Annotated in this window: 6 protein-coding genes and 1 tRNA gene; 5 read left to right on the top strand and 2 right to left on the bottom strand. The window is 66.1% G+C overall.

Features of this window, described 5'->3' with window-relative positions; genetic code table 11:
* Window positions 1-145: 145 nt before the first annotated feature.
* A complete protein-coding gene (locus FHS94_RS18895; protein WP_184060834.1) occupies window positions 146-565 on the bottom strand; it encodes a hypothetical protein in 420 nt (139 codons plus the stop codon).
* 734 nt (window positions 566-1,299) lie between these two features.
* On the opposite strand from FHS94_RS18895, the gene FHS94_RS18900 reads away from it, so the two are divergent.
* The 5 genes from FHS94_RS18900 to FHS94_RS18920 are packed head-to-tail and all read left to right on the top strand — an operon-like array spanning window position 1,300 to window position 13,928.
* Window positions 1,300-4,257 carry a DUF6603 domain-containing protein gene (locus FHS94_RS18900; RefSeq protein WP_184060836.1) on the top strand — a complete coding sequence of 986 codons (2,958 nt, stop codon included), beginning with the start codon at window positions 1,300-1,302 and terminating at the stop codon, window positions 4,255-4,257.
* Window positions 4,254-7,709 carry a hypothetical protein gene (locus tag FHS94_RS18905; RefSeq protein ID WP_184060838.1) on the top strand — a complete coding sequence of 1,152 codons (3,456 nt, stop codon included), beginning with the start codon at window positions 4,254-4,256 and terminating at the stop codon, window positions 7,707-7,709. Before FHS94_RS18900 ends, FHS94_RS18905 begins: the two co-directional genes overlap by 4 nt.
* A complete protein-coding gene (locus FHS94_RS18910) occupies window positions 7,702-12,021 on the top strand; it encodes a hypothetical protein (RefSeq protein ID WP_184060840.1) in 4,320 nt (1,439 codons plus the stop codon). The genes FHS94_RS18905 and FHS94_RS18910 overlap by 8 nt, the downstream gene beginning before the upstream one ends.
* Entirely contained in the window at window positions 12,006-12,227 is a 222-nt protein-coding gene (locus tag FHS94_RS18915; protein ID WP_184060842.1) for a hypothetical protein, read from the top strand. The genes FHS94_RS18910 and FHS94_RS18915 overlap by 16 nt, the downstream gene beginning before the upstream one ends.
* Window positions 12,228-12,230: 3 nt before the next feature.
* Window positions 12,231-13,928, top strand: a complete 1,698-nt coding sequence (locus tag FHS94_RS18920; protein WP_184060844.1) for a hypothetical protein — start codon at window positions 12,231-12,233, stop codon at window positions 13,926-13,928.
* A gap of 439 nt (window positions 13,929-14,367) precedes the next feature.
* On the opposite strand, the gene FHS94_RS18925 is transcribed toward FHS94_RS18920, so the two are convergent.
* A tRNA-Met gene (locus FHS94_RS18925) sits at window positions 14,368-14,444 on the bottom strand.
* Window positions 14,445-14,462 lie beyond the last annotated feature (18 nt).

The following is a 14,462-nucleotide window of genomic DNA, read 5'->3' on the forward strand; positions in this document are numbered from 1 at the left end:
GCCGCTACCCGCCTGACCGGGTCGAAGCTGCGCCGTGCCCATTCAGCGATAGCCTCGGCTCGGAACCAACCCCGACTTCTTCAACACAATCGCCCGATTACGGCTGTCAACGCAACAGGTCACGCTTGCCGAGTTGGGTGTGCGTTCAGGCCTGCTGCAGCCACTCATCAAAGGCAGAGACGGTCCGAAGTTTGTTGTTCGAGAACACGCCTAGGTAGGACAATCGCGTGACTCCGTAGTGGGCAGGCTCCGGATATCCGCAGCTGTCGCCAGCCGCTTCCTTCTCAGTAATCTCAGCAAAGAAGCGCTCACGGCGAAGCGTGAATTGGTAGAGCGCGACGCCGCGACCACCTTTCAAGAGGTTCACGTCCGAGAGCCGGAGCGGGGCACGATCGGGTGTGCCGGCCGAGCTGGTCCATGCTCGTAGCAGCTCGCCGTTCTCCATCGTTTTACGGTTTGGGTAGTCGAGAATGGGCTCGGTGACGTCTGGGTCGAAGTTGATCGACAGCTCGCCGGCACGGGTCGCCAGCACCTCGTCCGATAAGCCAGGAGCATCGTTGATCAATCTGACCAGCTCACCGAGTGAGCGGCGGCATGCCGCGTCCGAAAAGCTTTCTGGTCGCCGCCTGGCCACCAGCGAGCACGCCTCCGAAATCGCTGGAGAGCCTATCGTGATCGCCGCGGTTCCAGCGAAGATGGCACGTCGAGTAAGCGTCATGTCGTTATACCTGCCAGTCGATCAGCATAGCGTAGCTGCGCAGGAACTTGTAACAAGCATCGTCCGCAAGGTGCTGTACCCCAAGGCAGAGTGTCTGAACGCGCTGCCCGCTTCCTCCTCCGTCAGCTCCTCCGGCCAGCTGCCATGCTCTCCAGCTTTGCGCTTCGTATGCGTATCGAGTCTGTCTGCACGACGAGTCGGCTCTCGGTGCACAAGCGGGAGGCTGTGGGACCTAGAAAAGAACTCGCGCGCACAGTAACCCTCGAGGCGGGTCTCAGCAACTCTCAGAGCTCCCCCGGTTATCTGGAAGCACGCAACATCGTGCCGGACCAGGGCTGCGCCAAACTCGGTCAGTCTGAACCCGCAGGCATTCTCTCACCCTGTGAATTGTCACATGGAGGCGTCATCCATAGCTGGATCCCGACGTGCTCCGCCGTTGGCTAACTTACCCTCAACCGGCAGGATGGCATGATCGATGGTCTGCCCGTACAGCGCCGCTTCGCCTGCCAACCTGCATCGGGTGGCGCAGCATCGATGTCGCCATCGACACTCGTCGTCGTTCACGTGTTCTCGGTGATCCCGTGAGCAACGACGTCTGGTCGAGCCTTGTCAGGGGGGTGCTCGCTTTTGGGCATTCCCGTTCCGCCGATATGGTCGGCACTACATTCAAGGATAGTGGCAGCTTCCTCGAGTCGCTGTTCGACGGGACCAGCGGCACGACCAAGGACGCAATCGGCCGCATCAAGACTGACGTCAAAGACCTGACCCCCATTGGCAAGGCATTGGCGGAGGCGCTGAAGCCGAAATTCGAAGCGGCCAAGACCGCAGTCACCAATGTAGCCAGCGAGCTCGGGACAGATCCGTTCACGCCTGAAGCCGCCGGGCGCGCGGCGACCGAACTCGCCTTCGTCCTGATCGCGTTCGACGAGGCTCTGGACATCCTAGCCGAGAAGATCGCGGAGCGTGAGGAAAAGCCGGACAAGAAACAGGAAGTTCTGGACGCGATCGGCGGCATCACCGACCCCTGGAAGGCTCCGTTCAAATCTCTCGGCGCTGACACGGTCGAGAGCTTCGACGCGGTCTGTCAGGCTATCCTGGGCGTCGAAAACGCGCATGAAGACGTAGCCGAGGCGCTGGTCTGGAGCCGTCCTGACAAGAAGCTGGGCCTCAAGTTCCTCAGCCAGGGACCAAGGTCAATAGGCGCGCTCAGCTTTGATGGCGGCTATCTTGAGGCGTTTCTCGACTACAAGGCATCGGCGAAAGTCGGCATTGAACTACACACCAAGCTGGCAGCCGGACTACGATCCGACAAGCTGCTGGAAAAGATCATGCCCGGCCAGGGCAAGACGGCGGAAACAGACCAGGTCGGCATCACCCTCGACACCGCGGACGGCCTGACTTTCGGCGCGGGCAAGGACAAGAAGCTGGTCCTTCCGGCGCGTTTCGCGTTTCCGGGCGTGGAATTGCGCGAGTTCTCCTTGGTGCAGCCTGAAAAGGACAACAAGGACAGCCAGAACCGCATCGACATCATGACGACGATCGCGGGCAAGCTGGGCGACGCTTTCGCGATTGTAGTGGAAGGGGGCGGGCTGTCGCTGCGCTGGGTGGACGGCGCGGCGCCGACGGTCGAGCCCAAGATCCCGGCCGGCATGGGTGTGCGCATCCGAACCGGCGTGGTCAACGGCGGTGGGTACCTGCGCTATTCGGAAGAGACGAAGGAGTTCGGCGGGGTCTTCGACCTGCAGTTCGCGAAATTCGGGATCACCGCCATCGGGCTGCTCGGCACCGATCCCGTCAGCTTCGTGATCGTTATCGGCGTTCACTTCATGCCCCGGATCGAGCTGGGCTTCGGGTTCACGCTGAACGGGCTCGGCGGCATCCTGGCAATCGAGCGCGCCGTGAACACGGAGGTGTTGCGCGACGGACTGAAGAGCGACATCGTCGGACAGCTGCTTTTCCCGTCCGACCCGGTCGCCGCCGCCCCCACCATCCTCGACCAGCTCGGCAAGGTATTCCCGTTCCGCAGCGGCGGGTTCGTGATCGGGCCAATCGCAGAGATCGGGTGGGGTTCCCAGGCCGGGTTCGTGAAGGCCAGGCTTGGCGTGGTGCTGAGCCTGCCCGATCCAAAGGTGGTCATCCTTGGCGCGATCGAGATCGGCGTACCTTCTGCCGATGTGAAGCCGGACAAGCGGATCATAGACATCCACGCCAATCTGCTGGGCGAGATCACGCCCGATTACTTTTTGCTGAAAGTGTCGATCGCCAATTCCCGGCTGTTCACCCTGACGCTGTCGGGCGACATTGCCATCTTCATCAAATGGGCCGGCGAGGGCGCGTTCGCCCTGTCCGTCGGCGGCTTTTTCCCGAAATACGAAGCGCCAAAGGAGATCGGAAAGCTCGACCGGCTTTCCATCACGCTGAAACCGCCGGCCGACTGGATCAAGATCACGGTCGAGGCCTATGTCGCGGTCACCTCCAACTCGATCCAGTTCGGCGGCAAGGTCGACCTGAAGGCTGATGTGGGGGTCGCCTCCGCCCATGCCTGGATCCAGCTCGACGCGCTGTTCCAGTGGGCACCCTATTTCCACTTCGTCGTCATCCTGGATGTCGGGATCGAGGTAAAGGCTTTTGGCGCCACCATCGCGGGCGTGCATTTCCACGGCGAGTTGTCCGGCGATCAGCCCTGGAGGCTGGAGGGAACGGCATCGGTCGAGATCCTGTGGTGGGACGTTGACGTCGATATCGGCCCGCTGACCTGGGGTGAGCCGCGGCCGACCAACGCACCGGTGGTGGACAGCGTCGACACGGTTGCACAGGCGCTCCGAGCCGACGCCGCCTGGACTCCGGTTCTGCCCGCCGATGCCTTGCAGCTCGTCCGGTTCACCGAAACCGAAGGCGTGCGCCTGTTCCATCCGCTTGGCAGGCTGGAAGTGAAACAGGCCCGCGTACCCCTGGAGGTGCAGATCGACCGGATCGGGTCGAGCCCGGTGACCAGCAATCGCGTGTTCCTGGCGCCGCCGAAAATTGGCGCGGACGAAGCTGCTGCCGTGTCCATCGTGCAGGATCGCTTCTCCCCCGGCCACTTCCTTGCCTTGACCGACGACCAGCAGATGGCGCGGCCGGATTTCGAGATGATGCCGGCGGGCATGGTTCTGGCTGCGTCCGCCCGGCCGGTCTTCACCGCCGACGTGCATGCCGCCAATGCCTGGAACACGGTCTATCCGAACCGTCCCGAGCGGGCCGAAACAGGCCTGCAATCCTGGAAGATCGCTGGTTTGAGCAAGACGCTGCTCAATCTGTCTGCGGTCGCAAGGGCGCGCCGGGTCAGCGGCAATCCCTACCTCGCCACCCCCAACCTCGCGGTCGCGCCCGGCGTCGCCGAGCCGGTGCTGGCCGAGCCGGGCCTGGTCACTGTCATCAACCGCGACACCCTGGCCCCAGTCGCCGCGGCCGAGATCAACATCGGGCCCACGCGTGCGGCCGAATTCATGCGCGGTCTTAGCGGCGTCAGCACTCTTGCAACCGGATTGGCGGCATGACCGAGTCCCTCAGTATCGCCAGGAACTTCGTCGCGGATGCCCGCTTCGACCAGGTTGCGCTGTTCAAGCCCGAGGACGTCGTCCTCGAAAGCTACAACTTCGTGCCGTTCGTACGAAACGGTCTGGCCGGCGCCATTGTCGGCACGCCCCCGGGCGGCAGCACTCGGGCGATCGTGAAAGTTTCCTTCGACGTCTCCGGGTCCGGTGTGCCTTCGCAATCTGTGGAGCGCGAGCTGACGCTCTACGGTCCTGGGGACGTGGTCGGGATCGATCCCGGCCAGATCATTCGCCGGGAACCCGCGCCGGGCAGCGACAAGTCCGAAGATACCTTCATGGCGCAGATCGAGTTCGACCGGCCCGACCTGCCCTGGATGTTCAGCCCACTCGGGCCCGACGGCAATCGGCTTGAACCCTGGCTGGCGCTGGTCGTGTGCGAGCGCGCTCGTTCGGACATCCTGCCGCCGGCCTCGCCCGACCTTCCGCACATATTGTCGACTGAGCTGGGCGAGCTGCAATCGCTGGAGGACAATGCCTATTTCGCCCACGCACAAATCGTGGGTGGGCCGAAGGAGGCGATTGCTGCCAATCCCGCAGTGGCGGACCGGCTTTCAGAGGAACATGCGCTCGCGAATCTGTCCCGACTGGTGTGCCCACGCAACCTGGAGGCGCGCAAGGGCTACAGGGCAGTGCTGGTCCCCGCCTTCAATTGCGGTGTAAAGGCCGGGCTGGGCCTGTCTGGGGGCACGCTGGAGCCGGCGTGGCTGCGAGCGCCCGATGCCGCCGACGCGCAAAGCCGCGTGCAGGTCCCCGCCTATGCAACCTGGGACTTCGACACGGGGCCGCAGGGCGATTTCAAGCTGTTGGCCGAACGATTGCAGCCGATCCGGGCTCCCTGGCAGATCGGCCGTCGGCTGATCGACGGCAGCCAGCCAAGCGGCGGCATAGAAGGTCCTGCAGCCGGGACGCCCGGTGCGCTCCAGGTGCTGCGCTGTGCGCTTCTTTCGCCTGCAGAGCCCCCCCCGGATGCGCCGCCTGAACAAGATGGCTGGCCGGCTCCGACCCGCGACGCGCTGCGCATGCGTGTCGACGCGGCCAACGCCGATGCCCCGCTGCTGCCGCGCGTAGGTCCGCGCCTGTATGCCCGCTTCCAGGCGGCGCGCAACGCCATCGGCCCGGTGTTCGGGACGCCGCCGGCCGACACGGCCGCGGCCGAAAAGTCCTGGTTCAACCAGCTGAACACCGACCCGCTGGCGCGCATCGTCGCCGGGCTCGGCACCCGAGTGATCCAGAAGGACCAGGAACAGCTGATGCAGGCCGCATGGGCCCAGGTCAGCGAGATCAACAAGCTGAACCACCAGATCCAGCAGCACCAGTTCGCCAAGGTCCTGAATGAGTCGCACATGCGCCGTCGAGTGGCCGTGCTCCGACTGGACGAAGTGACCCGCCTCACCCGCCCCGTTCATGAGCGGATCCGGATCGCCGCTCGGCCGGAAAGCCTGTGGAAGCAGGTCGACGACAGCCGCACCGCGGGCAGCAGCCTCAGCCTTGCGGCACGACGCGTCACCAGCCAGTCGGCACCCGCAATGCGCAAGGCGATCGCCAAGCGGGACCTGGCGGAGGTGCCCAGCTTCGTCGCCGATGCGGCGGGCTTCCGCGATCAGCGGCGGGCCTATGCCAATCCTGACGGCATCAGCGGCTTCGGGGCCAAGGGGCTGGATGTGCTGGGCCCCGAGCTGGTTGGGCGTGTACTCGGCGTGGCACCCGATGCAGCATTCGCGACGCTCAAGGATCGGGTGCAGCCGCTAGCGGCCGGCACCGGCATCGCCCGCCTGTCCGGCGGGGTTGCGGACTGGGGAGTCCAGGCGGACAGGCCCGTGGGCGGACTGTATGCGGATTACCTGACCAAGCAGATCGACGATCGCGTGCCAGCGCCGGACGACAGCGCTGGCGTCCTGCGCGCCGAATTGGCCGGTGCGGCCCTTGCCGGGCTGGCACAGGTCAATGCCCCCGAGTTCAGCCAGGCCAGCGCTGCCCCGATCGGCCGGCTTGCAGCTGCAATGCCCGCAGCCGTGATCCGCCGCGAGGCCCTTACTCCCATCCAGCCCAGCGTGCGCGTTGTCTCCGCGGCGGCGATGCGTACGGTCGCAAGTCGCTCGTCCCTTGGCTCCACGCCGATCCGCGACGCGCTGGATCGCACCGGCACGACCGTACTCAGCCCCCGCGGACCCATCGTCGTGCGCCCTGGCCCCGATGTTGCACCTGCCGCCCCGGCGGTGACGTCGATCACCCGGTTCGACACGCCCTTGTCCCGCGAGGTGACCCGCACCGTATCGGACCTGGCCGCGGCAAAGGTCGGCGACCTGGCGCGCAGCTTCGATGCAACCGTCAACGGCATGGCCCTGCCGCCCGCGCGCGACACATCAGCCATCCCAGCACTGACGCTTTCGACCGCCGACATCGCGGAGGCGCTGGCTCCGACACGGACCATGACCGCCTACCTGAAGGGGCGCATCCGCCGGTGGCCTCATCTGGTTCCGGCCGATTGGTTCGACGACCTGCGCATCGATCCGGTCATGGCCGCGCCCGTGTTTCCACGCCCGATGTACGAAGCGTTGGACAGCTACGACCGCGAATGGCTCGTCCCCGGCCTGGGCACAATCGCGGAGCCAGAGTTCGTCACGCTGCTTCAGGCTAACCCTACCTTCTGCGAAACCTTTCTGACCGGCCTGTCGGACGAGATGGGTCGCGAGCTGTTGTGGCGGAACTATCCGACCGACCAGCGCGGGACCTATTTCAAACGTTTCTGGGATGCCGAGCAGGACGAGCTGATCCGTCCGATCCACCGATTCGGGGGTGGAGTGCTTGGTTCCCACATCAGCCTGGGCGGGACGGCCGAGCCGAACTTCACTCCGATCGTCTTGGTGATCCGTGGCGCGATCGTACGTCGCTATCCGCAGATGATCGTCGCCAGCGTTGTCGCCGAGGACGACAGTTTCCCGCCCCGCTTCCTGGAAAACAGCGAGGCGGAGGTCCTCTTCCAGGCACATCTGCAACCCGATTACCTGCTGGTCGGCTTCAAGCTGTCGATCGAGCAGGTCGACAAGCGGCGCTGGTTCCTGCTTGCCGAGCATCCCACCGCTCCTCGCTTCGGCATGGCAGCAGCGCTCAGCGGCAACCCGAGGTCGGAGGAGTCGCCATTGCAGCAAGGCGAGCTCGACTGGAATGACCTGACCGAATTGGTCGGCGGCGTGCCCACGCTGGATCGCGGACGGTTTCTGGCGCCGCACGCGCGAACCCTGGCCATTCGAGACGAAGGTAGCGTGCCGGAGGTGCAGCAATGGCCGGGCTCCTCAGCCGTGGTCGCCCGCACCTTGTTGCGCGATCCCGTTCGCGCCGCCTTCCAGGGTACGGACCTTTTCTCTCAACAGAACCCGGGATCGCCCCATGCCTGAGCCCGACGACCTGATCGGCGACGTGCATCGGTCCGCCGGAACCCTGCGCGGCCAGATCGCCGGCAAGGACCAGGAAATCGCGCGCCTGACCACCGATCTTCGCGCCGCGCGCGCATCAACGGATGGCGGAGATCGCGCGGCAACACTCGCCGCTCAGATTGAGGCCGCGCGTCGGGACCGCCGCGTTCTCGATGCAGATCACGCGGTGCTCGTCGACCGGCTCGCCCAGCGGGACAGCTGCGATGCACCCGCCGACGTGCCGCTGCTGCTGCTTCCCGTCCGGATCGAAACCCGCTTTGATGATACGGGTACGAACCTGCGCATCCGGGTCTATCCCGACGAGATCCATGTCGACCGGCTGGATCGCGGCTTGTCCCCCGAGGAGGCTGCAGCCGGACAGGCATATTGGAATGCCCTGTGGGCGGCGGGCGGCGCTGCGGCGGCGCAAGCGGCACAAGCGGGCGCGTGGAAGCTGCTTCTGGAAGCCACAGGCGCCTCGCGGTCGCATTGGGTGGCGCGCGCCATGACGCCTGCAAACATGGCGGACCTTGGAACCGGCGCACCGGCTTTCCCCACGCCTGGCCCGCGCGGCAGCGGAGCAGGGCTGGCCCGCCTTCTTCCCGACCGGTTTGTCGCGATCGCGGATCAGGGTGGCACCCGATCACGCGCGTTCGGATCGGCAATCCCGCCCGAAGTGCGGATCGGCCTGTTGTCCCAGGACGAGGAGGCGATGGTCGAGCAGGACGGGCTGAAGATCCTTCCAGGGACCGAGTGGTTGGCCGATTATGACGCAGCCGCGTCGATGGGGCTCGCCCTCACCCTGCCCCTTGCACGCCCGGGCAAGGTGGACCGTCTGGTCGTCGCGGGCGTGATGCGCAGCCGCGACCCGGCCGAGGCGGCCGCCGACCTGTCCCAACTGCTCGATGCCCACTGGTCGAGCGATGGGTTCGCCTTCCTGCCGCAGGGAACGCCCACGAACAACACTGAGTCCGCACGGGCCGCCTGGCAACGGCGGGTCGAGAAAACGCCGCCTCCGATCGCTGGAACGTCCCCAGTCCCCGACAGCAATGCTGCTGTGCTTGCCCGCACGTTGGGCATCGAGGCGGGATGGCTGGGTGCGACCGATCACGGCGGCGAGCGCGAACAGGCGGATGCTGCAGCGATGAACACCGCGCTATGGCCCGCGACCCTGGGCCAGTTCCTGGAGTCCGTGGACAAGGGTAGCGCGGCAATCTCGCCGCTCGTGATCGATGCGGTTCGCGAGTTCCATCGCGATCATGTGCGCGGGCGCGGGCCGATTCCCGGCATTCGGATCGGCAGTCAGCCCTACGGGATCCTGCCGGCGTGGACCATGGCCAGCCAATGGGTTGACGATCAGGCGGATTGGTTCGGCAGCCAGCTCACCGGCTTCCTCCGCCGGCTTCGCCCCAATTGGATGGCTGCCACCGACGAGTTGGCCCATGTCGGCTCAGGGGCGGATCTGCGTACCACCATGGACCGGGTGCTCGGCCAGGCGGCGATCTCCTACGGTGTGCGAGCGCGGCGGTGCCTGCCGGGCTCGACGATGGACCAGTTCGCACTCGTCTCCGACAAGGCCAAGGGAGCCGTCGATATCGAGCGCCTGCTGACCCGGATGCTGGAGGAGGCAATCGGCCAGTTCAGCTACGCCAAGCTTGGCCAAACCCTGGACGACAAGGCGCGGGCAGTGTTGCTGCCCTATGCCGACGACCTGCGCGACCCCGCCTTCCTTGCCGCACTGCTGGCCAGCGGCGCAGGCGGCAATATTTCCAGCGTGTTCCAGGCGCTGGTTTCGATCGCGCATTCCCGGCTCGGCACAAGGCGGCGGCCGGGACGCGATTTCCTGGACTATGTGAGCACCGCGCCGAATCTGGAGCCCGCCCTGCGCAGCGACGTGGGGGCGTTTCTGGCGCAGCCGGACAACGCCGACCTTGCTACCACGACGCGGCTGCTTGCCGCACTTCCCGGCGGCAGGGACCCCGCCATGCGCCCTGCCGCGCGCAGCTTTGCCATGAACGACATGCAGGAGCCCTCTTTCACCGCGCATTTCGATAATGTCAGCACCGCCGACTCGCGTGATTTCCTGGGCGTACTGGTTGCGGATGAGGTGCTGCGCGGCCAGCGGCTTGCGGCCGAGTTCCGCGAGGCCCTCGATCACCTGTCCCGAGACGTGGGCGATCCCAAAAATCAGGCCCGGCACGTGCTCGTGGCAGAGGGACTGGATCTCCTGTCGCACCGCCTGGATGCCTGGTTCACGGGGGCCGTGTCGCGGCGGCTCACCAGCCAGCGTGCCGCCAAGCCCAACGGGCTCTCCATCGGTGCCTTCGCCTATGTCGAGCAATTGAGCCCCGAACGACGTCAGGCATCGCCGGGCGGCTACATCCTGGCCCCGTCACTCGCCCATGCAACGACCGCAGGCATTCTGCGCGCGGCCCATCTCAGCCATCGGACCACTGCGGGCGAGCGCAATCCCTATGCGATCGGGCTTTCTTCTGCCCGCGTGCGCGACGCGCTGCACCTGATTGATGGGATCCGGCAGGGGCAGCCACTCGGCGCGTTGCTCGGTTACCGGATCGAGCGGGCGCTTCAGGATCAGGAGCTAGGCTATCTTGTCCTGAACCTGCGTTCGTTGGCGCCCCTTACGCAGGGTCGGCTCAGCGATCGCGGGGAAGATGTCGACCCGCAAGCGCAGGAAGCAATCGCGGCCGCCAACGTCACTGACGGGCTTCGGCTGGTGGAAATTTGGCAAGGCGGAACCGGGGCGCAAACGATCAAGGACAAGCTCGCCCGAAGGCCCGACAACAACCCGTATCTGCCCGCCGACGCGGACTGGCCGCCAATGACCGATGCAATCTTTTCCAAGATCGAGGATGCTATTCGTGGGCTGGAGAGCAGCGTCGACACGGTCGCCGACCTGTTGCTGGCCGAGAGCGTCCACCAGCTCGCCCAGGGTAATCTGCCGCGCGCGTCGGCAACCATGGATGCAGCGGGGCGCGGCGACGTGGCGCCACCCGAGCCGGACGTGGTCAGTTCGCTGCGCGGGGGCCAGCCCGTGTCTCACAGTCTGATCATCATCGGCCGGGACGGCGGCTGGAATCCTGCCGCGCCCCGCGCGCGGGTGGCTCCCGGCCTTGAAGGGTGGGCGGCCGAGCGGCTGGGTGATCCGGCGCGCATCGTGATAGGCTTTGCCGAGAACGGCGAGCCGATCCGCCTGGCGACCGGCTCGATCGCCGCCCTCGATCTCGTGGCGCTAAGCGACGACTCTGATTCCGTGGTGCGACGCTGCATCGGAATCGCTCCGTTTGACCCCGCCGCCCCTGCCGACCCGCGCCTGCCCGCTGGCACGGTCGCTCTCACCGACATGCTGGTTCTGGCAGAAAGCATGGGGCGACTGCTCAAAGGCGCACGGGTCGCCGGCGGCGGCGACTTCGGCCTGCCCGGCGCACCCTCGCCCTATGCACCGGACCCTGCGGCGCTTGCCGATTTGGCCACACGACTGGACGAGGCCGTTTCGCTCCTTGCCCGGCAGCGCGACGCACTGGTTTCGCTGCTTGCAGTTCCCGCGGTGGGAGTTGCGAACCTTTCCGCCGCGCTGGTGGCGCTTACCGACTTCGGCATCGCCACGCCCAGCGTCTCGCGCGAGCAACTAGGCGAGACCGCCCTGCTCGCCGCGGCGGAGGCGAAACGGCGGTTGGCCGCGCATGCAAGCGTGATCGCCTCGCCATCCGATCCGGAAGAGCTGCTCACGCGGCGCGCACAGGCGCTGTTCGGCCCCGACTTCGCGTTGCCGATCCCGCAGGTCGCGAATGGCAAGCCGACACTGGAAGTCACGTTGGATCCGGTGCGACCTGCTTCCATTCGCCGCTATCTGAGCGACATCGCGACCGTGCGGCCGCAGGTACAGGCGTTCAGCGACCACCTGCTGCTGTGCGACAGCCTGGCCGGGAAGCCCCGGCTGGCGGTGATGCAGATGGGGGGCGCGCCCGGGCGGTGGGCCGCGGAAGCGCTGCCCGACGACATGCATACGCCGGACGCGCCGGTTATCTCCATCATCGCGGACGCGCCCGAGGCGCCCCCCGCCACCCTGTCAGGGCTGGTGATCGATAATTGGAACGAAACCTTTCCGCGCCGCGTCGTGAAGGGGACGGGCGGGGACGCAAAGGTCACGCTGGAGACCACTGCCGCCCTCGCGATTCACGCCAACGCGCCGAACGTCCAGCCCGCCCAGACCATGCTGTCGGCGTCTCGCCCGATGGAGCGCGTTGGAGCGACGACCGCGTGTTCGACTTGGTAACGGAGACGATGGACATGGCGCGAATGCGGCTGGTCACGCTGGAAACGGTGCCACTCGCCGCCCGCATCCTGCCGGCCATCTACACCCAGTCCTGGTCGCTTCAGGGCGTCAGGACAGTGGACTGGTCGAAGTTCGACGACCTTTTCCTGAAGTCCGCTGCGGCCGATGCACCCCTGAAGGCATTTGCCATGGTCGAGGAGGGCTGAGCCATGTGCGCCGATATTGCCAGGGAGGGCGTCGCGGCTTTCCTGGACCGCACGCCCGTGTCGGCGATCCGCTTTCCCATACTCGCGCCCCCCGCCTGGACCCGGCTCGAACCGCAAAGCCTCAGCGGGGAGCCGGCCCAAGCCTTGACGGCACGCGTCCACGATCCGTTGTGGCTGCTGGCCCGACAATGGCAATTCGGTGAGTTCGACGGAGAGGACGCAGGCACGCCCGTGGCGGTGGAGCTGACCGGGACGGCCCGGCGCTTCACCGCCTTCGCCCCCGAAGGACAGCCGGCCCGCACCATGACCGAGCGCGACCTGATCGAGCCGGAGGTGGAAGCTGAACCCTTCACGGGTGCAACCCTGCGCGATCGAGCAGAGGGCGGCGCGCTGTTGGCGGCCATGCTGGAAGATGCGGGAGCCTCTGTTCGTTCGGCCCTGGCGACCGCTTGCCCGCTCGCCGTGCCGGATGATGGCGGGATCGCGGCACCCGTGCCTGCTATGTGGCGACTGCTCGCCCGAGGAGGGATCGACGGATCTGCTGCTGCAAAACAGGTCGAGGACGGCAGCTTCGCCGCATCCTGGGCCGCGGGCACTGGCGAACTGGCTTTACAGGCCGCGCGGGACTGGCTGGAATGGTACCGCGCCAATGTCCAGCCCAGCGTCGGCCTCGGAGACTGCTGGCGGCAGGCACGCCTGGAGTATGACTTCTCCGTTCGCGCTGGTGCGCCCGAAGACCGCCGGGTCTGCCGCGCGGTCGCGCATGATGGCGGCCCGGTCGACTGGTACAGCTTCGACCACGAGCCCGGCGATAGCGTTGCAGTCGAGGGCGAGGCGCCCGGCACTGCACCGGAACCGATCGACTCGACGGTTCACGCCACGCGCTTGCGTTATGCGGGAATGCCAGCAAGCCGGCTCCGGCGGTTTGAGGACGGACAGGTCAATTTCGGCATGGTCGAGGTCCAGCCTCACGACCTGGCCCGCCTCGCCTTTCTGGACTTTGCCACCGTGCATGCCGACGACTGGCTGATAGCGCCGCTGGATGTGCCGCGGGGGGCGGTGGTGGAAATGACCAGCGTCCAGTACCGCACCACCTTCAACGAGCGCTTCTCTGTGGAGCAGGGGAACACCGGCGTGCAGGACTTCGAGCTCTTCACCCTGGATGGTTCGTCTGGCGAGGCGTTGCGCGGGCTCCTGGTTCCGCCCGGCGGGCGTACCGCAATGGAGGGTGCACCGGTCGAGGAAGTTGTGTTTGCTCGCGACGAAACCGCGAACATGGTTTGGGCCATCGAGAACCGCGTGCAGGGCCCGACTGGCGACCCACGCGACCGTACGCTCGAACCTAGGCCTGCCGACGAGTTCGTCACACCCGAAGCTGCTGACCTGACCTACAGGCTGGAAACGGTGCCGCCCGGCTGGTGGATCCCTTTAGTTCCGGTCGCCAATGGCAGGAGTGGCGGGTTCCACCTTCGAAAAGGAAGCTTCACCGACGCGGATGCCTCTCTCGGGCGGATCCTTGCGCCTCTCCCGCTCGACATGTTCGAGGAAGAGGTTCCGCGCGAAGGCGTCGTGGTTCGTCGCGTCCCATCGCTGATGCGCGACAACAAGGGGCATCTACGCCGCTGGACTGCGCGGCGCGTATCCGTGGCGCACGGCGGTGCGAGCGCGGGCTTCACATCGGACAGTGCGTTACGACGGTAACAACGCGGCCGAACAGCCTGTTGATCTATTCGGGACCGACGAAGGTGTAGCCGGCCCAGAAGCCAGGATGGCTTGGGCCGCTGCCGTCCGGATCGTTGATCATGACATTCTGAGCGGATCGAAGCGCTGGATCCTGCCCACCCCTCTCGGGTCTCCCCGCATACGCTGGGTAATCAGCCCAGTCCCTTGGGTGTCGGCGCGCCAATTGGTGGAAGGCAACGTCCGCGCGCCTGCGAGGAAGCATCGCAAGACCAGTCGGGTGAGCGCGTACCAGTCGGGTGAGCGGGTCCGCTTTCCGGCAAATGTTGTACTCATGCCGGACGATGGCAGTCGCGCAAACCAGTTGCGTGGCGAGTTGGCATCGATGCTTGAGCTATGGGCCCGCGCAGACATGCAAAACGCCCCCGAGGAACACTCCTCGGGGGCGCTGCAATTGATCTGGTTGCGGGGACAGGATTTGAACCTGTGACCTTCAGGTTATGAGCCTGACGAGCTACCGGGCTGCTCCACCCCGCGCCAAGAGCCTTGTCAAAG

Origin of the sequence: Sphingomonas aerophila, assembly GCF_014199305.1 — a bacterium.
GTDB lineage: Bacteria > Pseudomonadota > Alphaproteobacteria > Sphingomonadales > Sphingomonadaceae > Sphingomonas > Sphingomonas aerophila.

What these genes read in the sequence shown, in the direction of transcription:
- FHS94_RS18920 (WP_184060844.1), top strand. Translation starts at nt 12,231, where the DNA reads ATGTGCGCCGATATTGCCAGGGAGGGCGTCGCGGCTTTCCTGGACCGC.
- FHS94_RS18905 (WP_184060838.1), top strand. Translation starts at nt 4,254, where the DNA reads ATGACCGAGTCCCTCAGTATCGCCAGGAACTTCGTCGCGGATGCCCGC.
- FHS94_RS18910 (WP_184060840.1), top strand. Translation starts at nt 7,702, where the DNA reads ATGCCTGAGCCCGACGACCTGATCGGCGACGTGCATCGGTCCGCCGGA.